This is a genomic window from Methylotenera versatilis 79 (genome assembly GCF_000384375.1).
In the GTDB taxonomy this organism is placed as follows: Bacteria; Pseudomonadota; Gammaproteobacteria; order Burkholderiales; family Methylophilaceae; genus Methylotenera_A; species Methylotenera_A versatilis_B.
In genome coordinates this window covers 1,242,100-1,267,736 of record NZ_ARVX01000001.1, presented here as the reverse complement: position 1 = coordinate 1,267,736, position 25,637 = coordinate 1,242,100, and the positions used below count along the sequence as shown (strand labels likewise).

The 25,637-nt window shown below is 43.4% G+C and carries 15 protein-coding genes; 1 reads left to right on the top strand and 14 read right to left on the bottom strand.

Translation table 11 applies throughout. The annotated features are described in order from the left end of the window. Positions 1–8: 8 nt before the first annotated feature. From METVE_RS0106280 to epsA, 10 genes are all read right to left on the bottom strand, one after another. Positions 9–1,622 (bottom strand): putative porin, encoded by a 1,614-nt coding sequence (locus tag METVE_RS0106280; RefSeq protein WP_020167607.1) that lies wholly within the window; start codon positions 1,620–1,622, stop codon positions 9–11. 62 nt (positions 1,623–1,684) lie between these two features. After that, entirely contained in the window at positions 1,685–2,398 is a 714-nt protein-coding gene (locus METVE_RS0106275) for a TonB C-terminal domain-containing protein (RefSeq protein ID WP_020167606.1), read from the bottom strand. A 46-nt stretch (positions 2,399–2,444) separates the two neighbouring features. After that, a complete protein-coding gene (locus METVE_RS0106270) occupies positions 2,445–2,849 on the bottom strand; it encodes an ExbD/TolR family protein (protein WP_020167605.1) in 405 nt (134 codons plus the stop codon). Positions 2,850–2,973: 124 nt separating this feature from the next. Then, a complete protein-coding gene (locus tag METVE_RS0106265) occupies positions 2,974–3,384 on the bottom strand; it encodes an ExbD/TolR family protein (RefSeq protein ID WP_020167604.1) in 411 nt (136 codons plus the stop codon). A 3-nt stretch (positions 3,385–3,387) separates the two neighbouring features. Next, on the bottom strand, positions 3,388–5,037 hold the full coding sequence (locus METVE_RS0106260) for a DUF2341 domain-containing protein (protein WP_026362037.1): 1,650 nt from the start codon (positions 5,035–5,037) through the stop codon (positions 3,388–3,390). A 261-nt stretch (positions 5,038–5,298) separates the two neighbouring features. Continuing rightward, positions 5,299–15,528, bottom strand: coding sequence for a filamentous haemagglutinin family protein (locus tag METVE_RS0106255; protein WP_020167602.1), 10,230 nt, complete (start codon positions 15,526–15,528; stop codon positions 5,299–5,301). Positions 15,529–15,651: 123 nt separating this feature from the next. Continuing rightward, the gene (locus METVE_RS0106250; RefSeq protein ID WP_020167601.1) at positions 15,652–17,382 is read right to left on the bottom strand and encodes a ShlB/FhaC/HecB family hemolysin secretion/activation protein; all 1,731 of its coding nucleotides are present in this window, start codon (positions 17,380–17,382) and stop codon (positions 15,652–15,654) included. Between the two features lie 234 nt (positions 17,383–17,616). Continuing rightward, the gene (locus METVE_RS0106245; protein WP_020167600.1) at positions 17,617–19,089 is read right to left on the bottom strand and encodes a hypothetical protein; all 1,473 of its coding nucleotides are present in this window, start codon (positions 19,087–19,089) and stop codon (positions 17,617–17,619) included. A 92-nt stretch (positions 19,090–19,181) separates the two neighbouring features. Further along, positions 19,182–19,991 carry a PEP-CTERM sorting domain-containing protein gene (locus METVE_RS0106240; protein WP_020167599.1) on the bottom strand — a complete coding sequence of 270 codons (810 nt, stop codon included), beginning with the start codon at positions 19,989–19,991 and terminating at the stop codon, positions 19,182–19,184. A 375-nt stretch (positions 19,992–20,366) separates the two neighbouring features. Continuing rightward, entirely contained in the window at positions 20,367–21,188 is an 822-nt protein-coding gene (epsA, locus tag METVE_RS0106235) for an XrtB/PEP-CTERM-associated transcriptional regulator EpsA (RefSeq protein WP_020167598.1), read from the bottom strand. Between the two features lie 215 nt (positions 21,189–21,403). On the opposite strand from epsA, the gene METVE_RS0106225 reads away from it, so the two are divergent. Next, positions 21,404–22,024, top strand: a complete 621-nt coding sequence (locus METVE_RS0106225) for a lytic transglycosylase domain-containing protein (RefSeq protein WP_232415411.1) — start codon at positions 21,404–21,406, stop codon at positions 22,022–22,024. 11 nt (positions 22,025–22,035) lie between these two features. On the opposite strand, the gene METVE_RS0106220 is transcribed toward METVE_RS0106225, so the two are convergent. Genes METVE_RS0106220 through METVE_RS0106205 form a run of 4 tightly spaced genes read right to left on the bottom strand, consistent with a single transcriptional unit; the run spans position 22,036 to position 25,609 of the window. Further along, on the bottom strand, positions 22,036–22,791 hold the full coding sequence (locus tag METVE_RS0106220; protein WP_232415552.1) for a type II secretion system protein: 756 nt from the start codon (positions 22,789–22,791) through the stop codon (positions 22,036–22,038). Next, on the bottom strand, positions 22,727–23,137 hold the full coding sequence (locus METVE_RS0106215) for a prepilin-type N-terminal cleavage/methylation domain-containing protein (RefSeq protein ID WP_020167595.1): 411 nt from the start codon (positions 23,135–23,137) through the stop codon (positions 22,727–22,729). Before METVE_RS0106215 ends, METVE_RS0106220 begins: the two co-directional genes overlap by 65 nt. After that, positions 23,124–23,627 carry a type II secretion system protein gene (locus METVE_RS0106210; RefSeq protein ID WP_020167594.1) on the bottom strand — a complete coding sequence of 168 codons (504 nt, stop codon included), beginning with the start codon at positions 23,625–23,627 and terminating at the stop codon, positions 23,124–23,126. Before METVE_RS0106210 ends, METVE_RS0106215 begins: the two co-directional genes overlap by 14 nt. Beyond that, positions 23,624–25,609 carry a secretin N-terminal domain-containing protein gene (locus tag METVE_RS0106205; RefSeq protein WP_020167593.1) on the bottom strand — a complete coding sequence of 662 codons (1,986 nt, stop codon included), beginning with the start codon at positions 25,607–25,609 and terminating at the stop codon, positions 23,624–23,626. The genes METVE_RS0106210 and METVE_RS0106205 overlap by 4 nt, the downstream gene beginning before the upstream one ends. Positions 25,610–25,637 lie beyond the last annotated feature (28 nt).

Here is a 25,637-nt window from a genome sequence, read left to right as displayed (position 1 = left end):
TCAATTGATTAAAATTTAGCCACGAAATCAATCAAGAACACATCAATACCTAGCGGAGGTCCTGAAATGCTATCAGTACTGAAATAGCGCGCTGCTAACCATGCGTTTTTATCAACCGCATAATTAGCAAACAGCATCCAGCCTTTTGCATCGGTTCCACCTAAATGAAAGTTAGAGTCGGTGTAGCCATCCAACATAGAGTCTGCTTCTACATATTTATAAGCCAACGATACTTGCCATTCACCTTTTTTCACATCTACGCTGTTATCCAACAGGTTAAAACTGTTCTGACCAACATCCAATCTAACTTGATACGCATCTGTTTCCTCTTTGAATAAACTACCAGTGCGTCTAAATACTTCACCTTGATCAAAACCAATATTTTTGACGTAATCTCCGGTTAAAGTCACATGCACTGGATCAAATTTGAGCAAATCAATTTGTCCAGTTAAATTAACTTGTTCAAATTTTGATGCCAGCGCATTAGTGGCCGCTGAGGGTTTAATAGTGCCGTTATTTCGGCTATTGATATCAAACGTGTTATTACCTTTTTGCCTAAAAGCAGGGACAGTGGCATTAAAACTCTCGAGTCCAGTCGGGTTCTGCCTGCCTTCTACGTTTTTATAATCGTTATAGCCAACTGCCAAGCGCACGCTGGATTTATCTTGTGCTTGCCATTTAATGCCCGATTGAATGGCATAAATCCACTTATCTTTCGCCCTGTTTTCCTCTGAAGACTGCACTTCTTCAATAGGAAAAGCACCCAGCGTAGTGAATGACGACCAGCTATCATTGAGTTTAGGTTTGAACGTGGCAGCAAAGCCGTCAAAAGCTAGATCAGGATCCCACAACAAATCAGTGCTAAAAAGTGGATTGGCGAAACGACCGCCTTCCACCATCAACCACGACGTTGGCGTCGCTTTTAAAAACGCTCTATCCAACCCAAATTGATATTTACCCTGCGCGATACCCTCGGTTTGATTCGGCGTTAGCGGCGTGTTTAAAAGGCCTGTGGTAAATTGCAAGCCGCCTGTCAGCCAATCAGTCACTTTTACATCTGCCCCCAATCTGGCTCTTACACGATAGCGCTCACGCTCAGAAGTGGAGTTTGCAATATTAGAAAAGCGCGCAACATCGTTTAAAGCCCCAATGGGTGCGTTGTTATCCGAAAAGCTGTCATTCTGATAACGCAAACGCATATCACCTCTAAAAGCAATCCTATCCAGCCAACTTGGCAACCCTAAACGCTCGCCTGCCTTGTAATTCAATTTAGCCATCACGTCTTTTTTGATTTCTTCGCGCATTTCTTTCTTAATATGCTCTGGCACATATTGCACGCGCACCGATTTCTCATCCTGCACCAAACCAGCTTCTGCCTCAGCAGCATTGGTTTCTTGCACTTTAGCTTGCTTCACTTGCCTTGCAGCATCTGCAGTAGCTTTTTTAACTAGCGCATCCGCTTTATCTTTATTCAATACGCCTTCTTGTACCAATAAATCAATCAAATTGGTGGTGGTCGCTTTTAGCTGCTCTAAAGATTCACGCTCATCTGCTTGCGCAAGATTGCATTGTGTCAGCAAAATAAGCGTTAGCAAGCTGGCTAATTTTGTCGGTTTTATCATACTTAAATCTCACTCATTTTAATTAATGACTCAATATATCTAACGAATACTTAACCATTTTTTTAACCAAATTTTCGCGCGGTAATGCGCAGCTTAATTGGTTGTGGCATACCTTCTGGCGGCGGTTCGCGCAGAGCGGGCATATTATCTAAAGCGGCTTTAACCGCCTGTTCAATATTGGCGTTCGCGTCCGATTGCGACCATTCCAATTTTTCAATATCGCCATTCTTGCGTAGCCAAATACTCACGATTAACTTGTATTGACCTTCGGCTAATTTTTTGTCTTTTTCTAATGCCGCTTCTATTTGATTTTTAACAATGCCGGCGTACCAGTTAAATTTAGCGCCGCCGTCAGAGCCGATGGTTTTCACTTCGCCGCCTTTGTAATCATTATTCACTGCACCTGCCTGAAAAGCACTTGGGCCATCGCCAGCTGGGCCTTCCATTTTCAGTTGCTCTGCTGGTGGCGTTTCTGCAGGTTTTGGTTGCTCAATTTTCACTTCTTTAGGCGCATCAGGTTTTGGCTGTTCTTTTGGTGGTTCTTTGGGCGGCGGTGGAGGTGGCGGCGGTGGCGTATCGGGAAGCAACTTAATCGTTGTCACCTGCTTCTTCATCGACGCTCCGCCAGACATCAAGCTATTAAGACCATATCCAATACCAGCCAAGACAATCAGCCCGATGACAATTATCGCGACACGTTTAAGCCAAACACCAGATTTCGACTGTGGTTCATCATCGTCTAAAACTGGGTCGTATGTTGTGTGCATATCTTGCATAATTAATGGCTAAATTTTGGTTAAGTCTATTTGTTAAGTTATTTAGTCAAGTACCTATGCGACCCGTCACCAAACCCACATTTTCAATTTCCAGCCTGTTCACCAAATCAATCACACCCACCACGCCTGCATAAGGCGCCTTGGCATCGCCTTTAATCATCACATTAAATTTGGGGTCCGCCGCTTTTGCTGCGTTCAATTGGCTTTCAAGCTCTGCCATACTCACACCCGCACCATTAATCGTCACGCCACCACCCTGCTGAACTTGTACGATTTTCACGTCATGTTTTTCTGTGCTGGGTTTATTGGATGGCTTTGGCAGATGCATGGTTAAACCCTGCACGCCAGCGGTTGTCATCAAAATAAAAATCACCAGCAACACATACGCCAAATCCAACATCGGTGTGATGTTGATGGTGTCGTATGGCTGTGCATCATTTTGAACTTGCATTTAAAATCCCGTCTTGCGTCGTTATGCTGCGTTACTCACCAAAAAATTGGCCTTACATATCACCCATATACCGCGTCCATTTTTTTGGTTCGCGCCTTGCCTAACTTAGCAATACAGGCTTGTATTAACCAGCCACTTTTTTCGTGACCAAACCCACTTCGGTAATGTCCAGTTTTTTACAAATTTCCAATACTTCAGATACTTTTTCGTAATGCGCTGCCGCGTCACCTTTTAGCACAACGGGCAAATCAGGATTACCGCTCTTAAACTCGCTTAACCGCTGCTCTAGCGTTGCCATATCTACTGGATAAGCATCCAAATACACACTGCCATCGCTTGAAATGGTAATCGCGCGCGTCTGCGGCTTCGCCAAACTTGCTGAGTTAATCGTTTGCGGAATATCGACTTTTACGCCCTGCACAGACGCGGTTGTCATGATGATAAAAATCACCAGCAACACGTACGCCAAGTCCAACATCGGCGTGATGTTAATCTCGTCATAGAGCTGGTTCTCTTCTTTTATGCCTTCTGACATGGTTTACTCTTTGCCAAAAAGCTCGGCTGAACGCGTCACAAACTCGTCCACGAAAATCTGCATGGCAATAGTGATATTTTTGATGCGACTGGCTAAATAGTTATAGCCAAACAGCGCAGGAATCGCCACTGCCAAACCAGCAACAGTTGCCAGCAAAGCAGCTGCAATACCTGGCGCGATGGCGTTTACGTTTACATCACCTGCGGCGGCAATTGCGGCAAAGGTAATCATCACGCCAACCACAGTACCCAGCAATCCCAAGAAAGGGCCGCCTGAAATCGCAATCGTCAGCAACACCATGCCCGCATTTTGGCGTTGCGTTTCGCGCACTAAGTCTGCATCAATCGCCGCTTTAATCGCATCCATCGAAGCGCCGCTTAATGATAGTTTCTGGCCTTCATGCTGACGTTTTTTAATCTCGCGCAAACCTGCTAAATACAATTTATACAAATTAGAGTGTGGATATTTGCCACCTTTATCTAATTCTAATAAATCATTTTCATTGGATTTTTGAAAGCGCGCTAAGAAGCGTTTATTGTCTTTATCGGTACGTACTACCAGCATCGCTTTAGACCACATTACCCACACACTCACCGCAAACATCACCGCCAAAATACCGATAACGATTTTTGCATCGATGGTTAAGCTGTTAACTAAAATAGCTAGATAATTCGCTTCGCCTTCTTCCTCTTCTGCACCATCGCCTTCGGCAATTTTTAATAACTGGCTATCTACACCTTCGCTATTAAAAATTAACTTAATAAAGTCTGCATTGCGTGCCACATTAGCGATTTCTAACTCATCAATTTCGCCAGTAAAACCCTCACCAATCTTAATATCGGTTGCCGTGTCCACCGTTGGCACATCGCCTGTTGCAACTTCAGCACCGTTTAAATATAAAACCGCTTTGCCAGCGCTTAACGTAAACGCAACATATTGCCAAACTGCTGGTTTCAACTCACCGCCACTGATGGCGACATCGGCAATTTTGAGCGTGAGTTTTTGTGCATCAATAGCTAAATTCACATTATTTTCTTGGCTATATAAACTGGCTGTTTGCGGCAAGGCTGAAGGCTTAACCCATGCAGACCATGTAAAACCGGCGCTAGCATTGGTGGCTGCGTTAGCTGGAATCACTAACGGTTCGCCAGTTAAGATAGCGCTTTCGCCGATTAATCCCGCTTTTTGTGCGGTGATTTTGCCTGTTGCAAACAAGCCAGAAGCGCTGCTATCTTGCAATAATGCTTTGTCTGAAAACTGGAATTTTGCGACTAGATGCGCATCCAGCATGATTTTTGGACTAGCGGTAGAAGTCGCTTTTTCATTACCGGAATACAACCAGAAATGCGCATCTTTATCGGCGCCACTGATTTGTGGCACTTGCACCCAAATGATGGCTAATTCGTTCACCGCATCAAATTTTTCAATAAAATATTTCAGCTCAGTTTTATCATCTTGGGCAATAAAACGGATATCAGATCCATCGACATTCACGCTGGTAAAGTCGAAATTGCCTGAGTGCAAACGCACCACAACAGATGGCTGAGAAATCGCTTGGCTGATACCGACTGCATTAATACTGATTTTTTTGCGTTGCGCCCAATCGGCATTCCATTCGGCATGTGCCAAAGTTGGCAATAGAAAAAATGCCATCAAAAATGTGATTAAGTATGTGTAAAAACGATTATTTTTGAAGAGTTTGGATAACTGCATAAAGACCATTTTTGAAGTGATGTATTTAATAAAAGCGTGAGTGTAACTAGCGAATATGTCAGGCAGATTAAAAAAGAACTAGTCTTAAAAACTAGTCTTTTTTAGGGTGAAAATACTAAAAATAAAACCTCTATTTCACAGCATGAAATAGAGGTTTTGGTATGGCGATAAATGAATCAAATACGATTAGTTGTAGCTAATTTATTGACCGATACTAATCACATCAACTGAAATAATGGATGGCAGGACGGGTTTAAGCATAGATTGATTGGCTGACTGCGCCACACTCTGCGCAACTGCAGCAGTGGCTGAGTTAACCGAATCTGGCGATAGCCCAGCATTAACACCTGCCAAGTTAGAAGTCGCTGCAATTGGTACGCCTGATGATGCACCCTGTACTTGGATATTGGTCGAGTTCAGCACAATAGGCGCGACAATCACTAAATCACCCGCTTCAATACCCGCTTCACCTGCATCAACAATTGGCGCAACCAAATACACATCACCTTTTTTGGGCTCTTCTTGTATACCGTTTGGACCATCCGGATCATAACTTTGCGCGCGGATTCCGCTGCCAGTTGCGGTGCCTCTTACTTCCACCGTGGTATTGCCAAAAGCATCTGTTTGTACGATACGCTGTGGCGTAGAAGTGGCAGATTTAGCACCCTTACCTGCATCAATCGTACCTTTGTTAGACCACATGACAATATCGCTGCCAAATTGGGTAATTACTTTAGATTGATTGACTTCGATATTTTGGTCAGCCAGCATACGAATCGGCCCGCTTTTTTCGGTAATCACGCCAATATCTTGACCAGCGATACTGCTGCTACTGACGCCTGGCGCACCTACAATTATTGCCCCGCCTGGCGCTAACATATCAATACTGCCGCCACTATTGGTAGAAACCTTACTGTTAAACAATAAAATATCTCCCACATTTTTAGTCGGAAACAACGCCGCAATCGCCGTATCGCCACGATCATGATTACCCGCTTTGGCAAAACCTAATGCAGAAGCGACCAACTCTGAACTTAAATGCCGATTTACAAAAATAGTCTTTGATTCAAGGCCAGATTGATTGAATGCTGCCAAAGCCATTGCATCGGTATAAGGCGTATCAGTCGGTTTTTGCGTCTTGCGCATATAGTCGGTTAATGCCGTGCTTGTGGTTGAATGATATGCAGCCAATTCGCCTACATTATCTTTCAACACACTTGGTCCAGCACCTGTAGGCAGAATATATTGGTCGATATATGCTTGTACTTTTGCGCCATCACCTAAACCTGCCTGCAAAGTAATGGATGCACCATTCTCTGGCAGCGCTGCATTTTCTGTATTACCAATTGCAGTAATGGTAGTAGGCAAAGTACTGACTAAATCAATATTGCGCGAAGCCTGTACTAACAATTCACCTGGCCCGCTCACAGTGATTTCTTGCGTTTTAACATCATTACCGGCTTTAACTAAGCTGATGTCGCTATTATTGTTGTGCTGAATATTGAGCTTGATACCATCAATATCATTGCCCGCAACGATTTTTGCGAATTTAGGCAAATTGATGCTGACATCAATATCGCTACCAGTAATATTGCCGTTGTTAGCAACAATTAACACTGGGTCTATCGCATTTTGATACGGTAACGCGGCTGCATGGCTTTTAAGCACGTTTTCAAATTCAATATAGTTGGTTTGATTAAGCGGATTATTGATACTGGCTATGCCAGAAATATCCGCATCAGACATCAATATGCCGTAAGTTTGAATATTATTAGCTGCCAGCAATTTCAAATCACCCATTGCCGATGGCAATAACACGATGGCTTTTTTGTCTTGATTTTCACCAAAACGAATATCGCCGTTAAATGCTATCGCATTCACTTGGCTTGGGTAATAACGCACACCCTCTCTTAAAACAGCGTTAGTTTTAAAGTCTGCCAGTTTTGTACCGATGTCATTGACTGGCGTTTGACCAAATACGACATTACCCAGCAAACCAGCCACGTTAACTTTTGCAGCATCAGAATACGAATTAAAGTAAGTGCTAATACCCAAGTTTGCATTGGTATTATCATTTCGCGTAGATTGCGCCAGCAATGTTGGATTCACAACAGATTCAATATAAGCGTTATTGCCCGCGTTGACTTTAAAATTACCATCTTGCAGCGCCAACATAGTGCCAAAAGTATTGGCGGTATTGCGAATATCGTTGCCTGCATTTAACACGCCATCACCTTTGGCAACATAATAAACACCGTTCACAATATCGTTGCCCGCGTTTACAGTCACATCGCCACCTCCGCTAACCACTTGATTGTTGCTAGTTCCATTACTATCAAATCGCGCAGTGGTTGGTGCAGAGGCTGAAAAATTACTGATATTGCCCACTGCATCTATATAAATATCGCCACCACCCAAAGTAGCGGTACTTTGTTTAAATAAATCGGGTCGCACCCACCAAGTAGTATCACGGCTATCTCTACCGCCACCTTGCCTGAACAACCAGTTATTAATCAGTTGGCGATTGCTAGTAGCAGACTCGCCGCCCACAATATTACCTTTAGTCGCAATATGAATATCACCACCATCGGTTAAATAGAGCGGTGCAAGGCTGCTTGCGGGCGAATCAAAACCTGCTAATCCAGCCGCATTACGCCCAGCGGTATAAACCACTGAGCCAATACCCGCCATAGTTAAGTTGCCTGCCGCTGCAATATTGATATCGCCTGTGCCAGTACGAATACCTTTGTTATTGGCAACGGTGATATTGCCTGCCAGATTGTCATTAGTAGTCAGCTGGTTAGCTGCGCTGAAATCTGCGCCCGCAACCAGGTTATAAGTCCAAGATTGCAAACCTTGCACACCAACTGCATCTTGCGCTTCCATTGCTGGAATAGCTGGCGTGACTAGATTGCCATCGGCATCCAACACTTCAGGAATTTCAGGCGTTGCTGCTCTAGCAGGCGTGCTGACGACGGTTAGAGTAGCGTTGCTGAAACCATCACTTAATGTACCGTTAACCGTAATATTTTGGCTGGCACGCAAGCTTAAAGTACCTGCTAACAATTCTCCATTGGCATTAAAGCCCTTTTGCAAGTCGGCTGTATCAGTAACACCAGCGCCAGTTTTCGCATCAAAACGCCAATCATACAATGACGTATCTGACGCTAATGTAAGACTGCCATTTTTATTTACTACTTCAACTTCTGGCGTGATATTAAATTGAGCGTTTCCAGCCAAATTTAGACGGCTAAGCCCATGTGCAACGTCGCTGTAAACGCTTTTCATAAAGCTTTCAGTTTCTTTGTAAAAACCTGTAGTGGTGCTTTTAGAAAAATCAGCAGCATTCAAGCTAGCATTAGTACCAGTTTTAACATAGACTTTCTCGCCTACCAGTTTGACTACGCCATTGACGCCAGTAAATGTCGTGCCCATTTGCGCGATTTCAATGTCTTTATTATCCAGCGTGCGCGGTGCGGTAATGGTGACATCGCCACCCAAACCACCAACTCCACCGCTGACATCTACTTTTGAGCCTGTTTTAAAATCCAATAGGTCAGGTGTGTTATCCAAATTAGCCGCAGTACTGCTGATTTGTACTTCGCCACCTGCTTCGCCGGCTTTAGTGCTATTTGCCTTTAAATTTGCGGTGCTTTCTAACGTAACGCCGTTGCCTGCAAATAGCGCGATGCGGCTATTCTTTGGCGCGGTTGCAATAATGTCACCTGAAACGGTGATTTTGCCTGCATCTGCACTTACTTCAATATCGCGACTTTTTAATGCATTAACGCCCGTGGCGGCAATATTTACATCGCCCTCGCGCACGCGATATTGGCGTTTTTCATCAAATCCAGCTGCTTGATTATCCGTTGTATTTAAATTGGATAGCGTTTTAACATCTACCGCTAGCCGACCACCTTTGCCAGTGCCTGCCGCTGCGCCTTTTAATTGGCCTGCGATATTTGCCGTGCCTGAAGTTGCGATGACTTTAACCAAACCTGCATCTGCAACGCCCTGGCTGGTTACATCAACAACTGCGCCTGCTTTAACATTCACATTGCCAGTGGTTGAAGCCAAAGTAACGCTGCCCGCATTGGATTGCACGGCGGTATTGTAGAAATTAACCGTATTAGATGTAGCGCTAATATTTGCCCCATTTTCAATGGTTAAGTCGCCGGTTTTTGCAGTCAAACTTAACTGACCAGAAGCCAGATCAATATTACTGGCGACAGTTAGATTATCTGCTGCAATGCCCAGCTTGGCACCAAAGCCTGCTTTTTCCGTTATTTTGGCATTCTCTAGTTTGTTAACACTCAATTGCGTGGCATTTATTTTATAGTCTGCAGCAGTTTCTGCACTGATGCGACCCGTGGTTACTGTGGTATTCGCCACGTTAAAGTTTGTTTCGCCAGCATTGGCTACACGCACTTCATCGGCATTAATCGCCACATTGGTATAACCTGCAATTTGTGTTTTGCCCGCTTCAGTATTAGTATTGCTGGCTTGTTTGCCTTCTAATTTAACCGTATTTGCTTGAATGTTTAATGTGCGATTCGATGCTTCTAATGGGTCTGTTAATGTCGCACCAGAGGTATTTTTAAGCGTGAATTGGTTGGCAATAAATACGACGGGCTGATTATTGGCCAGCACACTGCCCGCTGTTTCACCTGCGACTAAATTACCGGCAATGCCTGCGGCGTCAATGGTTAGATTTAAATTACGATTACCAAAATTAACCGCGCCAAACGTATCTACATTGCTATAACTGTTTAATGCCAAAGATTTGAGCTGGCCCAATGCCGCAAGGCTAGCCGCATTGACATTTAAACCAGCAGTGCCAATTGGCGCGTTACCTAATAATATACGGTTTGCACCCAGCGTTGCGCTACCGCCATCTTGCAATGTCACATTGCCATCTAAATGGGCGATTTGTGTGGCATCTAATACCACTGAATTGCCCGCTTTTATCGTGCTGTCTGCTTGAATATCCAGCACACCTTTTGTCGCATTGGCACCACCAGCCCGGCTATAACTGATATCACTGGCAGAAGAAGCGGCGAATAACGCGCCTTCTCCATTGCTAGCTACAACGGTTTTTGTTGGCGTTTTAGTAGCAGGGCCTGTATCAATTACCGCACCAGATTTTACGGTTACGATGTCACTAGCAGTCGCGATAAAAGTGGGTGTTTTAATCGCATCTGCGCTGCTATTTTCAATGCTGACCGTTTCGGCTTTTGTGGTGATTTGTTTAACGCCAGCACTATCTAGTCTACTGGTGCCGCCCAGTACAAGACTTTCAGCATTCAGTTTATTTAAGCTGTCGGCAGTCAACTGCAAGCTGGTTGTATCTGCTGCGTCTTTATTGCTAACTACACGAATCTGATCAGAAGCGATATCAACTTGTAAGCCTGAACCACTTTTGCCATCTTTTGACACGCCTTTATTCGCAACAATAGTGGCATCAAGATTCAATTTTTCAGCGTCTAAACTTAACTTGCCTGCATCAATTGGCAGTGCAACCGTTTTGCCATCTGTATTAAGCGGATTACTGTAAAAATCGGTTAAATCAGTTAACAGATATTGCGAAGGTGATTTTGAAATGGTGCCAGCCGCTGGGCGGAAAATTGCACCATCGGTCACTTTAAACGTGCTCCAATTGGCATCGCGCGCACCAGTGCCTAATTCTGAAAAATAGCCCGTGGCTAAATGGCTGCCATCCAATTGTGGTGTTACTGCACCAGCTAATAGGTTACCCGCATTTGCTTGCACCATAAACGCACCTGGAACTAATGCATATCTGGCTGGTAAAAGTGTATACATGCCAGAAGCTAGCCCTGGCACGCCAGTCAGATAGACAGTTTTGCCAACGCCAACGGCTTGCGCCGCATTATTGTAAGCAATATCCACAGGCGCAAAACCGTCACCAAAATTAGGAATAACGGCATAAGTGTTTGGCTGAGCCAGCACGTCATTACTGCCGCCAATACCCTTGATAAATTCATAAGAGAATAATGAGCCGGTGGCAGATAGATCTAATACCGCATCTTTTTGTAAATCAACGGATTTTGATTGAATCTCGATGCGCTTTTCAGACAAAGTCACATCTAAAGGAACCGTATCTTTGCCGCCTGTTTGCGTTTGCAGATAAGGAATCGTCAAACTATCGGCCGAAATAGACGTTTTACTGCCCGCAACCAGCGTGACAGATTCTTTGCCTTCTAATTGAATGCTGCCAAACGGCGCAGTTAACACTCCGTTTTGTACAATATTGTCAGCCTTAAATTTCAACGTGCCCGCTGCAGATAACACAGGTTTTGCTTTTTGACCGCTGGAATTAATGGTGATTTTGCTGCCATCACCCATCGCTTCAAAACTTAATGCATCTGGAATCGTATCATCTAGATAAGCGGTATTCGGGTAAATCTGGCGTGCGGTGATATTAATATCGCCATTGGCTGCCAGTGCGCCTTGGCCATGTACATCCAGCACATTATTGATAATCGTTTTATTGACACCTACAATCGCAATCGCACCATCAATATAAGTCTGGCTAGCTTGCGTTGTTAGCTGACCAGTGCCCGCGGTAACCGCAGCTGCATCAACCACTGTATTCAAACTTTTAAAGGTAATATGGTTAGCGGTCAATTTGGCGATGCCATCATCTTTCACTTTAACCACTGGCGATTCCAGCGTTAAATTGCCAGCCACTTTTAAATCGACGCCATCTGCCAGCTCGATTGCGCTGGCTGGTGTTGCGGTACCACGGTATGACTTGATTTTTACATTAGCAAAATCACCTGCTGCGATTTGCTGGGCTGAAACTTGTGCTTTTAGGTATGCCGTATCGCTATTATTAATCGGTGCATTAGAGTCGGTCAGTACCGTTTTAATCGCATCGCCGCTATTAAAATTATCCGCTTGCAGCTGCTTTTGTTGCGTCACTGTAAAAGTGCCACTGCCATTTGGATACAAACTCTCTGGGTGAGTTTCTGGACTGAATTCTTGTGCTGCAAAGGTTAAGTTCAACGACCCATCTCTGCCGCTACCTGTTGCCGCGCCTTTAAAATCGCCATCTAGCAGCATGCTACCAATGCCTGTTAGCGAGATAGTGCCGGCATCACCATGCAAGGTAGCACGCTCAAGACCCCTTACCGTATTCACATCATTCACAATAGAAGCGCCTGATACATCCAACACTGCGCCTTTTTTGATAATTAGCGCGCCTTTTTGTATTTCCGATTCTTTTGCAGCTTGGTTGATCTTGATGGTGCCAGCATTAAAAACTTGGGTATGTAGCAGGTTCGCTTGTGAATCGGGCAATGTCAGCGTTGTGCCTCGCGCACTTAACACGGATTTTTCACCAATAAATACCGCTTGCGTCGCATCTTGCGGCAAGGTCACATCGTCATCATTAATGTGAATATCGATATTGCCGCTTGGCGTGGTGATGTCACCCAGTACATTAACCTGCTTGCCCGCGCTTAAGCTGACATTGCCACCTCTATCGGTGCGTAACGTGGTATTTTCTGCCAGCGTTAACACGCCGCCTAACTTATCGGCACTAAAATTCAATGAAACCGCTTGGCGCGTATCTTCTGGCAAAACAACGGTTGAGGCGACAGTAGACATCGCTTGGCCGCCTACTTCGTTAGCAAAATTTGGGTTAATTTGCCAAGTTTGCGCGGCCGTATAGATTTCTTGTGCAGGGCTATTATTGGACGTGTCACCGATATTGACCGTTAAACCAGATAGTTTATATTCTGAAAAACCGCCTTTATTAAAAAATCCACGCGCGATATCAATATCCGTAGCACTTGCGTTGGCATTGCCGGCAATATTCACTTGCTGTTGATCAAAATTAACAGCCAATTTTCCGCCATGGTCAAAGCCATACGCTTGCAAAGTCACGCTATCGTCTATTTTACCGTTGCTAATAAATCCGATATTGCCAGCAGAACCTTTTTTCAGCTCTCTCTTGTTCGTCACATGCGCACCGGCTGATGCGTCCAGCACGGTATTTTTACCAAGTGCCAGAATACCTAGTTGAATGCCGCCGGCATCAGTATTTTCTGCCACGCCGCCATTAATAGCCGCTTCAGTTGAATATTGCCCAGCAATACCAGGCGCATCATTGGTAAAAGTGCCCGCTGTACTGATGCGCACATTGTCCGCAACAGTGGTTGTACTGATGTTGGATGCGCTGATGTTGCTGCCTGGTGCGATAATATCTGCGTTGATTTGATTGTTTAAACCCAAAGTTAATGCACCATTGGGCTTGATATTCAATGTGTCGTTGACTTCTAATTTAACAACTTTCGTTAGATTGATCTTGTTAAAACCATTATTAGTAAAGTCTGTACTAATCACAGATTGAAAGTTTTCAGAATCCGCCAGCATTTGATTTGGCTTGAAACTATCTTCCAGCTCTTTTGCGACTTTAGTCAAAATCAATTGATTGGCACTGATAAGAATCTCGCCGCCATTCGGTATTTTGTGATCAATTAATTGCTGTGTACCCACTTTGGTATTGGCGATTAATTGACCTGCCAACACTAAGTTTTGCGTAAACGCGTTGTCACCTGTTACAGTTAAATCAAGCTTGCCCGCATCGCCACCTTCTAAATAACTGGCGACTTGCGTACCAACCACAAAAGTTTTTAATGTTTTTGGCGTGCTGTCTTTGCTAATTGAACCCCAGCCTCGGTTATCACTACCGCCCAACGCCCAAACTTTCGCATTACCTGTGCGTTTATCAACATCCACGTACACATCGCCCACCTGATCATAAGGCACGCCTTTTTTAGCTTCTGAGATAGGCACCAATTTTCCGTTATAAAAAAGATTGGTCTCTTTAATCACGCCCGCTTCATAAGTGGTCGATCCACCAGACACATCCAGCACCGCGCCTTTGCGCACGATAATATCGGCTGGCGTTGATAATTTAATCGTACCTCCATCGGTTAATGCCTCTGCCAGCGTCACAGTTTTTAACTTTTCAAACGGCAGCGTGTCGATTAAATCGGTGCCTTTTCTTAAATCGATATAAACCTGTGCTTTGTTTAAACCGCTGTCGCGTAGTATCGGGTTATCTTTGTTTTGGTCAGAGAATAATTCGGGGTCGATTTGATTGCGCGACATTGGCGCAACAGCATCTACACCAGAAACATCAATATTGGCATTTTCACCGATATAAATGCGCTGTTTCGCTTGGTTAGCTGCAGCCAATACTGTCGCAGCATCGTTTAAAGTTGTCGCTGATACTGTGCCACTTTTTGCAGTTACTTTGCCATCGATATTAATCAGGCTGGCTTCCATTTTAATGACTGATTTTTTTAACGAGCCAGAAGTGATGTCATCTGCATATTTAAATGCCTGTAATCTGGAAATCTCTTCTTTGTCATCTAGTTCAGGTTTTACTTCAGTCACACTACCAGTTGCCAATGCCACAATACCATCGCGTAAACCAGTTACTTGACCAGCAGTGATATTCACTTTTTCTTGCGCCAGCAAATGGATCGAGCCATTTGCGCGCACTGAAGTGGTGGCAGTTAACGTACCTTTCTGATTCACCGCCAAACCCATCATCGTAATATTGCCGCGCTCTGCCACAATCGTACCCAAATTAGTTGCTGTGCCTCCGCCGTCAACTTCTACCAGAAAACCAGCTGGGTCTTTGCTACTGGCTAAATATACTTTTTTACCAGCCGCTAAAATCGTTTGTCCATCTGGGGTATTAATCACGCCGCTGTTGGTGATATCTTGCGCGAATAACACCACTTTTCCGCCTTGCGCCGTATTAATTTTGGCGCCAGCTTCAACTACCATGCTGGCTGGCGTGGTGATTTCGCCCACTGCGGTAAACACTTCTTTAAACGTCGCATCTGAATTAATAAAGCCGTTATTGAATAAATCATCCGTCATATCTAATGTGCCGGCGTATAACGAACCCACATTAAATTGCGCATTGGCACCAAAAATAATGCCGTTGGTGTTAATAAAATAAATATTACCCGCTGCGTTTACATTGCCATCTAACAAACTGGGGTTCATATCGTGAATGCGATTTAGCATGGAATAGGATTTCAGCATATCCACATTAAAATTTTGCCCTTTGCCTAAATTCAGACTGTTCCAATCGACGATTGCTCTTGGTACGAGCTGTTGAAAATTAATATTATTAGCGTCAGAACTGGTGACTCTGATTTGAGTAGGATTAATAGTACGAATATCTAATCCTGCTGGCAGCACAGTTTGTGCAAAGGCACTATAAGTATAAGAAAAACTGGCTATCACGGTAAAAACCATCGCGCTCTTAGCTTGCTTGCGATTGCGCCGACTACCTTTACCACCGCGACTGCGCACTGCTTCTGATGCTGGCACAAACATGTGCAGCACTTTGCTATAGACTAATTGATAGATACCTTGATTCATCACGTACTCCTATGACTTGCTTTGCCAGATGACTGTCTTTGCTGGTTTTTAACTAAATTTATTGGTTAACTAATTTTGACTATTTTTAAAAGATGCGAGTAAAGCGTTACCACTCATCACGTTTTACCACTCATAACCCAGGCGAAAATGCAGTCTGTTATCACCTTTTTCCACGTCACCTGCCTCGCGTAGCGCATGTGCGTAATCCAAATTAGTGAATACCCCTTTGCTACTTTTAAACTTAATACCCAAGCCCAACGACAATAAGTCGCTGTGGGTAATTTGGCCAGGCAACGCATCTTGCGTCTTCACATAGCCCGCATCAATAAAACTAAAGGCATAAAATTCTTTGGCGTAATCTTTTACAAAATCGCTATTGATCCATTTCATTAATGGCGGCGTGCGTAGTTCTAATGAGGTGAATACGCCGCTATCTCCCAACGATTGTGATTCCACATAACCACGCACAGAATCCGCACCACCAATGGTAAATTGCTCTGCAGAAATCAGTTTGTCGTAGGATAGTTGAGCGGCTAATCTGGCCTGAATCGCCCAGTTAAGCGGTAACTTTTGCGTATGTTTGATATCAGTGCGCAAATAAGCGTAATTCGCTTCAGCAAAAGAACGCTTGGCGCGAAACTCGTCTGCGTTATTACCCAAACCTCTTGGTGCAAAATTCAGCGTCAGATTCATCTGCGTTTGTGATGATTGGTTTTGCAGCGTGCCGTCATAGCCTAAACTAAATGCGCTATAAGAAATCGGCGTTTGAAAGCTATCTGCACCCAGCAAAATTACCGACTCTTTAAAATCTTTGTAATCTGCACCCAATGTCAGGCTGTGATAATAATTATCGACCAATGGCAGCGGATGAATGTAACGTGCGCCAACAATCGTACCTTTACCCACCACGCTCACATCGCCAACCGCACTGATATCACTATCTGAAAGCACGCCGTAAGCGGCGAAATAATCGCCGTTTAATCGCGGGATAACATAGGTGCCCGAAAGCACTTTTACTTCATTTAAATCTTCTGGTGAAAGCTGAAAACTAACACCGATACTGTGGTCTTTTTGAAATAGATTTTCGTAACGCAAGCTGCCGTTCAAGCGCGTTTCCGTAGTATTTTGTGAATATCTATCGTTCAATTCCAAGCTACCGTGCAACGGCAATTTATCTTGCACTTTTAAATCCACTTCTACTTTTCCGGGCGATTGTCCTGCTCGTAAAATAGGCGTTACTTGTCTATTCTGACCGCGATTCACCGTACCTAACTGCTGTTGCGCAGTGGGGAAATGCGGTACTTTACCTTCATTAAATTCCGCCACTCTGGATTTCACTTCTGCCAGAGAGGTGTATTGCGAATCCGTTACACGTAGGCGCTCCACCCTGCCCTCAGTTACTTGCAATTTCACAATGCCCGCATCTACTTCTTGTTGTGGAATGCTGACTGAAACGGTTAAATAACCAGCATCTTGATAGGTTTTTTCCAGTGCACCGCGCGCTTTTTCTACATCGTCAATCGTTTTGGCTTCACCCAAAAATGGGTAAACCGCTTCTTCAATCTTGCCAATCTCTAAGACCGTGTTGCCGTCTACTTTTATTTCAAACACATTAAATGCAGGACTTTCTTGTGCTGATTTTTTTTCTGCGAGCTTGTCTGATTGTTGTGCGTCTGGCTGTGCTACATCTGGCTGTTGCTGGCTTGGTTGTGCTGTCTGAGCTTCTGGTTTTGAATCAGCTGGTTCTGGGGATTGTTCTGCAAAAGCAAAAGGCGCAAAAAACAGACTGACCAATGTGTAGCCAGCTAAAACCTGTCGCTTAAATAAATGCTTGAATACGTCATGCAGAATCATAAAAAACCACTAAAAAAACTTTTGACCATGTTAAAAAACAAATATGGCAGGCACATGAATAAGTACTAGTAAATAAGTATTAAGAAATGCCTGAATGACTTAACCACTTTTTACATCTAAAAAATTACATCCAAAAAAACTTAAGTAAAACCAATTGCTATAAACCAAAAAGCACACTCCCTTTTGAGGAGTGCGCTATGTGTTTTCAGGTGTTCTTAACACCCAAATATTGGATTACTGTGTTAATTGAGCTGCTGAACAATTGTTGCCCAAGTTAGTACCTTTAGCTACTTGCACGCCAACTGTGCAGCTAGAGCCACCTAGTGGATTCAATGTTAAGCCGCGTGGTAAAACTGCGCATGCTGATGTTGGTGGGCTTGATAATGATGCAGTGATTTGGTTTACAACTGCTGCACCAAAACCTGTTGCAGAGTTAGCAGTAAAGTTACGTAATTCCATGTGGAATGGATACGCGCCAGTTGCTGCAGTTACACGTGCATTGGCAATATCACCAGTTTCAGGATGGTTACCATCAATCTTGATATAACGGTAGCCAGCTGAAGCAGGTGCATCTGCACGCCAATCATTTTCAGCAGAGATCACACCGATTGCAAAATCACCTGCCGTTGTAGCTTGTGATAAACGCGTTTTTACGTTACCTGTACCACTACCTTCAAGTACTTCAAAAGTTGGTGATGAATCAGCCACTGTTGCAGGCAATAAAGAAGCATTCACACCAGATGCACATGGATTTTTTAAGAAAAATGCATTTGAACTAGCTTGTGAACCAGATGTTTGTACACGGCGTGCCAAAATCACTTTCTTACCATTGCCTGCCGCACCAACGATTGGTGACCAGTCAGTTTGATAAGCACCACCTTGCGCAATTATTGAAACATATTGTGCGCTGGTGATATTAGGTGCTTTTACTGGATCATAAGTTGAACCATCTACATCTGAAAGACCTTGTGCAGTCTGTAAAGCGCGGTACAAAGGCGTGCTAACTACTACGCCAAAAACCTGACCTACGTTTGCTTGGCCTTCAGTGCCTTTAGATGAAACATCACCACCACCGATTGGAGCTGGAAATAATGAAGCTTCAACATCAGAAAAGCCGCCTACTGGTAATTGTGGTGCTAAAGCATCAGCTGCTACCGCCGCTGCATTGGTATTATTGCTGGTAGAAGTAGGACCAGTGCCAGGCAATGCAATACCTACAAGAGTGCAACCTTTGTAAACTGCAGCATTGTTACGCGTATTCGTTGTATCTGTATAAGTTAAAGCAGTCGCGCCACAACCGTTAGCAGTACCGCCTACATATTTAACGCGGGCTAATTTAGCACCGATTGTGTGTGGTGCATAAGCTAACAATGAACCGCCATCAATCGTGTGGTACAACACTGAAACAACACCGCCGCGCGTACAGGCATAAGCATTAAAGTTACCTAGTGAACCAGGTGTTACTGCTGTACCGGCCTGGTTTGAAAAAATAGTATTTGAATTTGCGTCACAACCTGCGCCAGTACCATTACCAACCCAACCTTCGTAAATACTTTTTGTTGGTGCAGAAGCACCAGAAATCCACGCTTGTTGTAATGTACCAGCTTGGCGTGCACTTTCAATTTGTGCTGCCGTAACTGGTGCTGCAAATGCTTGTGCTGTGCCTAAAAGACAAGCCAATGTTAATGCGATTTTTGTCAATTTCATGATTTTTTCCCTAAAAAATCCTTAAGGCAAGAGGCCGAAGCCTCTGCCAAATGGTTAATACCAAATAAAAAGATGGATTAAAAACGAGTGAATTAAACTGATTTACGACGTGCGATAAAGCCCATAAAGCCTAAGCCTAATAACATCATGGCCCAAGTATCAGCTTCTGGAACTGCTGCGATAGTGCTGTAGACAAGTGCGCCGTTGCTAGCTAAATTAAATTTAGCACCGTTACCGAAAATAGTAACTGGGCTAGTTGCAAATGAACTTGCAGCAGATAAGTATTGCAATACACCTAAATCTGTACCAATTGCGCCAACAGCTGTGGCACCAACTGCATTGTTTTTACCGCCACCGTAAAACTGACCAGCAAATGCAGCACCTGCATTAGCTACGCTACTACCGTTTGCTACAACTGTATGATTCTGAAATAAAGCTGCGCTAGATGCACTCTCGCCTGTGTAAACATCGAAAAAACCTGCCAAGCCTTGTGCTTGTGTTGATGTAATATTATTTCCAACAACAGAGTAAGTTGTAATAAAACCACGATTGCCTGCGCCTGCGCCTAAATTATCACCAGCACCGATTGCAAAAACTGTATTTGCCAAAGTTGCTGTGCTAAAGAATTGATTCCAAGCAGTAGCATAATCACCAGTGCTTAAATCCCAAGAAAAATTTGTACCAGCTGCGGCTGCACCACTATTGGCAAAAGAATTACCAGCAATAGTGAAATCACTATAATTTTTACCTAAATCAAAATTGGCTGAAATATTTGCAACACGGTCAAACACAGATAAAACCAACGAGCCATTACCTGAAGCAGCTGTATCAATAGCCGCGTGTGCCGGCAAAGCGGCAGCTAAAACAACTACAGCAGCTAATGCTTTAAATTGAACTTTCATGTGAATCTCCTAAATTAAAATTACTTAAAAAATCGTTAAAATCTAAACTTCAAAACGCCTAATAAATTTAACCATTAAGCGACGTTACTAATTTAAAGAGTGTTTGTTACATACCAACCAAAACACATAGTCTGGATAGACTATTTTCTAAACAACTTAACCAACTAAAAAGCCCAATAAATATTGGCCGTTTTTTAAGGTTAACTATTTAGCGGCATGTATTTAAAAAACATACACACTCTTTTTACGATGGAAATTTTGCTGGATGCGGATGAAAAGCTAAGTTTTATGTGTAGTCCGAACGGACTATAATTTGTTGCTGATTTTGTCTATTAACGATTTGCATGCGCAAATAACTTGTATTGAAGAAAATAGTTATTTAAGCACTTTAACCAAACCAAGTTTTGCCGCTTTAACCGCTGCTTGGCTGCGGTTTTGTACATCTAATTTGCGTAAGATATTCTGCACATGATTCTTAACAGTGAGCGGGCTGATACTTAAAATAGAGGAGATTTCCCAATTGGTTTTTCCCATATGTACCCACTGCAAAATCTCAGATTCTCTGCCAGTGATTTTCTTGCTGACTTTATTGGTATGAATCAAATTAGTGCGGTTGCTGGTCACGCGAATCAGCCCACAATGCAGGTGCGGCATAATCAGTTCTAAAATACGCGCGTGGTTATTATTCAGCTGTTTAGATAAGCGCGCGAATATCACAAAAGTTGAAATACGCGTGTGATTATCGCCAAAACCATGTGCAACAAAATCGCCTAATTCAGAAGCTTTCAGCTCCGATTGCGCAATATTTAATACAGAATAATTACCGTAATCGGATGCTGGCAAATGATTGGTCACAAATACCGGCAACGCTGTTCTTTGCCACACTTTAAGTGCTTGTGTCACTAAACCGTTTTCTCTATCGATTACCTCATTAAATCGATTCTCATCAAAATAGCGTGAGCTAGTAAAATAGCCAAAATCATACTCATCTGTCTCGGTTGATTTAACGCCGTAAATCATCACCTCGTGTGGTAATAAATATTGAAAACCTGCTTGCAGCCAATTAAATAAATGCGTGCGTTGCGATACGCGCAGCGATTCTTCAATCACTTCCATAAAAACCACGCGCTGCTCATCATCTAAGCAGATATCGGCTTTTACAGGTTCATCGATGGTAAATTGGGTGCTGATGATCATTGGTTTTTATAAGTTGATATTGCTTAATTAGGTTAAGCATATTTTTTAAATTAGCGTGATTTTCGACTGGTTTAGTGACAAGCTGATTAAAACTAAATGGCAGTTTGTTGACAGTTTTATAACAACGGACTACTTAATAATAAGTAAAAATGATTCAGTCATGTTGATGAACAGGTTTACCAAAAACTGTCATATTGCGCATGGATAATAGCGCTATGAAAAATTTCAAGCGTATTTGCTTCCTGCTGATTGCGATGCATCATGTGACTGCTACGGCAGATGTTTTTATTAATATGGAACAAACGGATGAAATCAGCATCAGCAACACGCAAGTTAACCAACCATTTACGCTAAAAATTGTAGAACCTGTTATTACAAAGGCTATTACACTTGCCACAACTAATCACAAAACAAATAGTTTTAAACAGAGTAATTCTGCACAAACCGCTTTATTGCCTTATCACGATGAAGTATTGCAAGCCGCCAATTTGACGTCGCTAGAACCTGCATTGATTCACGCGGTAATTGCGGTGGAATCTAAACACAATGCACGGGCAACATCGCAAAAAGGTGCTTACGGCTTAATGCAATTAATGCCAGCAACCGCGCGGCGTTTTCATGTAAAAGATAAAACCAATGCAGCGCAAAATATATTGGCTGGATCACAATATCTGCGCGAATTATTAACGCTATTTAATGGCGATTTAAAGCTGAGTTTGGCGGCTTATAATGCTGGCCCAGGCGCGGTGCAAAAATACAGTAATCGTGTGCCGCCTTATCGCGAAACCATGCATTACGTGCCAAAAGTGCTGCAATATTATCGGCAATATTCCTAGCGTAATTAATCTTAGTTTGCGGGTTGTGCAGCTGAATTATCTATCGCGTTAATACTAGGCGGCAACGTTTCAAACGGCATGCTGTTTGATGGCGGAATTTCTGGCTCACTGGTATTGGGTGCATTAATACTGGGCGGAAGACTGTTGAATTCATTATTACTAGGCTCATTACTATTACTCTGACTGTCTGGCAAATTGTCTGGCTGATTAGCATTTTGTATTGGCGCGCTACTCGCCAAACTGCCAGGCGCATAAATAAATCGCCAATCGCTGTAAGATTCGGCTTCACTAAAACTTTCTTCTGTACTGGCAAAGCCGAATTTTTTAATTGGCTTTGCTTCTGCTGTACTGTAGACGCCTCTAATTTGGCCTTGCTCTAACACCAAGTTCCAAGATTGATTATCTTTTGCAAACGGGTCAGCATACAGTTGTCGTATGTGGCGTTTAATATTGGGGAAGCGTTTATCTAATACTAACTCTTGCAAGGTTTGCGGATATTGTTTGATGCCGCCCGGGCTACTTTCAAAATAACTGCCAATCGCTTTGCGATACTCTGCGCCAATAAACAATAACTCTTTTTCTCGCTCACGCTGCGATTCTTGGTGCCACACAACGCCCACACCAGCCATTGCGATGCCCGCAATCGCCACGATCATTAACAAACCCATATAGGTAAAACCCGCTTGTTTGTTCATAGGCCAATTACCAATCGGCATATTGGCTGCCATCTTGCGCCAGCCCCACTGCGCCACTGTGAATATCGGCAATATCGCCTTCTAATGGCGGTTCTGGCGGTGTGATTAGCCAAGTCACGCTGCTATTAGTGATGGGATCGAATGGCAGTTTGCGGATATATTTTTTATCCACCAAGTCATCTAGCGTTTTTGGATACTGCCCCGTATCTGCATAAAATTTATCGAGACTTTCGCGCACCGTTGTTAAATCTTGCTTTAATGCCGCATCTTTTGCGCGGTCTATACTACTAAAATATTTAGGCGCAGCAAGTGTTAACAATAATGCCAAAATCGCTAAAACCACCAGCATTTCAACCAGCGTAAAACCTGAAACAACAGCCTTTTTGTTGTTCACTTTAACTGCTTTACCATTTGGCATAAGGCACACCATTAATGCCAATTTGTGCGCTAAGTGAATACACATCGAATACATCATCCCCAGCAACAGGCTCGGCCGCATCGCTCTCATAACTGCGTAAACCCCAATTATTCGGCAGCGCTTCGGTTTCTGCATTGGTAACGCTGGTCATCGGATCTAGCGGAATTCTGCGCAAAAACTTGAGCTTTCTTTTACTCACATCTTTTTCATCCAGCACGCCATTAACCAATACTTCTAAGTTGGGCGGATAACCATTCGCTTCAATACTTTTATTTATTCGGCCTTCATCGGCCGCTTTTTTATACGCGTCAATCGCTTCGCGAATTTGGCGTAGATTCGCACGCAATTCAGTTTCTTTGCTGCGTTGTACGGTCATTTTCAGCATCGGCATCGTCACACTGGCCAAAATAGACACGATAGTCACCGTGACAATCAGCTCAATCAACGTAAAGCCTTTTGAATGGCGCTTTATTTCAAAAGGTGGCGTCATTGCGTGGCAGGCCTTAACCTGCCAGATGAATCAATCACCGAAGGTATGGCTTCGGGTGCGGCAATCGGATTTGTCGCTGGCGGCTGAATCGAGTCAGTCGCTTGCTGCTCTAAAACGCCTCGCCCATCTTGTGAGGAGTTTTGTTGCGGGATCTGTTCTGAAGTAGTTTCTGGTATTGGTTCTTGAGCAACTGGTATTTCTTGATTCTCGTTCAATTGCAATTGGCGTAAACGCATTTGCTCACGAATTCTATCCTGTGGATTTTCTGAGCCACCAGTTGGCGGAAAATTAACTTGCGGTTTATCGCTGATTAAACTTTCTGTACCCGACCAATATTCGGTAATTTCAACTTGCGGGCGCGTGATATTACCAATGATTCTTGGTGTAATTGCTAACACGATTTCGGTCTTACTTTTCCTATCTTCCTGATTTGAAAACAATCTACCAATCAGTGGTAAATCGCCTAAACCTGGTAATTTGCTAGCGTTTTTGCGCTCATCATCCAAAATAAGCCCTGCTAATACCTGTGTTTCGCCATTTTTTAAGCGCAAAACTGTACTGGCGTTTCTAGTACCAATGGTATAAACAGTCGCACCGTTTCTGGTTACTGTCCTTTCACCCAGTGAACTTACTTCCAGCCCAACTTTAATATTCACAAAGTTATCCAGCGTCACACGTGGCTCTACATCTAGCTTTAAGCCCACATCTACATACTGCACATTTTCAGAAATACCCACGTTAGCGGTTGAAGTGGTGGTGATAATCGGCACTTTATCACCGACCAAAATTTTGGCTTTTTCATTATTTTTCACCCGAATTCTAGGGTTAGATAATAAATTCACATCACCTGTGGTCTTTTTAAAATTAATCGCAGGGTTAGGTGATACGCCAATATTGGCTGATTTAATCGCCTTAAGTGATTCCAGCGTTAACGCATCCGCTGTCACAACAGATAATTGATTCGGATAAATAATGCCCAACTCTTGCAAACGGTTACGACTGACTTCCAACACTTCGATATCCAGCATCACCTCCGGATCTTCTAAGTCATTGGCGGCAATCAATTTTTCCGCAATCTTAATCACCTCTGGCGTATCGCGCATCACCAGCATATTCAAGCGTTCATCCACAAAAATATCTTTGGTTTTCAACATGGTTTTCAGCAAAGCTGATACTTGTTTTGCGTTGGTATTGGTAAAGAAGAAACTGCGAATCACCAGATCTTTATAGTCTTTAAATTTTTGCGGCGTGCTGGGGAAAACCAAAGCGGTGTTATCTGACAGCGCCTTTTTCTGCAAACCATTGCTAGAAAGCACCATATCAATTGCTTCATCAATGCGCGCTTTTTTAATGAAAATAGTCGCTTTAGTATCGGGTTTGATATCTTTATCCAATATAAAGTTAATACCTGTGGCGCGTGATAAAGCCTCAAATACCACTTTAATATTCGCATCGCGTAATTCCAATGAAACCAATTTATCAAACGGCGGTTTTAAGCTGGGCGGCGTGATTTTGACTGGATTAATTTGCGCCTCTATCTGCTTTTGTAATTCAATGGCTTTAGCTTGTTGTGGATTTTCCATCAGCACTTCACGCACTTTTTCACTCGCTGGTTCCACTTTTTTTTCTGCAAACAATTCAGTCGCTTGCTGCAATTTTTTATCTTGTTCTTTTTGCTGATTAATCAGCGCTTTACCTTTAATCGCGTTGGGATCTTCAGGCAAAAAACTCAAAATTCGATCATAAATAATGTCCGCTTCGTCATATTGACCTTTTTCTTTAGCCAAATCCGCTTGTTCAGCAAGCTGCTTTACCGCAAGCTCTTTAGTCACCAATAAATCTTTACGCCTGATGGTTGTTTCTAATACCGCATCAGCTTTCACATCTGCACGTTTTTGTACGGCAGCCACTTTTTCTTCTGGTGTTCCGCCTTTGGCTGGCGACTTTTCCCATGGCGCATACGCACAACTGGCTAACGCCATTGTGAGTAACAATAGGTAACTATTTTTA

Bases quoted from the DNA above. Each gene is read 5' to 3' on its own strand.
- METVE_RS0106215 (WP_020167595.1), bottom strand. From the start codon at position 23,137: ATGCCAAATGGTAAAGCAGTTAAAGTGAACAACAAAAAGGCTGTTGTT.
- METVE_RS0106270 (WP_020167605.1), bottom strand. From the start codon at position 2,849: ATGCAAGTTCAAAATGATGCACAGCCATACGACACCATCAACATCACA.
- METVE_RS0106280 (WP_020167607.1), bottom strand. From the start codon at position 1,622: ATGATAAAACCGACAAAATTAGCCAGCTTGCTAACGCTTATTTTGCTG.
- METVE_RS0106245 (WP_020167600.1), bottom strand. From the start codon at position 19,089: ATGAAATTGACAAAAATCGCATTAACATTGGCTTGTCTTTTAGGCACA.
- METVE_RS0106260 (WP_026362037.1), bottom strand. From the start codon at position 5,037: ATGGCATTTTTTCTATTGCCAACTTTGGCACATGCCGAATGGAATGCC.
- METVE_RS0106210 (WP_020167594.1), bottom strand. From the start codon at position 23,627: ATGACGCCACCTTTTGAAATAAAGCGCCATTCAAAAGGCTTTACGTTG.
- METVE_RS0106225 (WP_232415411.1), top strand. From the start codon at position 21,404: ATGAAAAATTTCAAGCGTATTTGCTTCCTGCTGATTGCGATGCATCAT.
- epsA (WP_020167598.1), bottom strand. From the start codon at position 21,188: ATGATCATCAGCACCCAATTTACCATCGATGAACCTGTAAAAGCCGAT.
- METVE_RS0106250 (WP_020167601.1), bottom strand. From the start codon at position 17,382: ATGATTCTGCATGACGTATTCAAGCATTTATTTAAGCGACAGGTTTTA.
- METVE_RS0106275 (WP_020167606.1), bottom strand. From the start codon at position 2,398: ATGCAAGATATGCACACAACATACGACCCAGTTTTAGACGATGATGAA.
- METVE_RS0106205 (WP_020167593.1), bottom strand. From the start codon at position 25,609: ATGGCGTTAGCCAGTTGTGCGTATGCGCCATGGGAAAAGTCGCCAGCC.
- METVE_RS0106240 (WP_020167599.1), bottom strand. From the start codon at position 19,991: ATGAAAGTTCAATTTAAAGCATTAGCTGCTGTAGTTGTTTTAGCTGCC.
- METVE_RS0106265 (WP_020167604.1), bottom strand. From the start codon at position 3,384: ATGTCAGAAGGCATAAAAGAAGAGAACCAGCTCTATGACGAGATTAAC.
- METVE_RS0106255 (WP_020167602.1), bottom strand. From the start codon at position 15,528: ATGAATCAAGGTATCTATCAATTAGTCTATAGCAAAGTGCTGCACATG.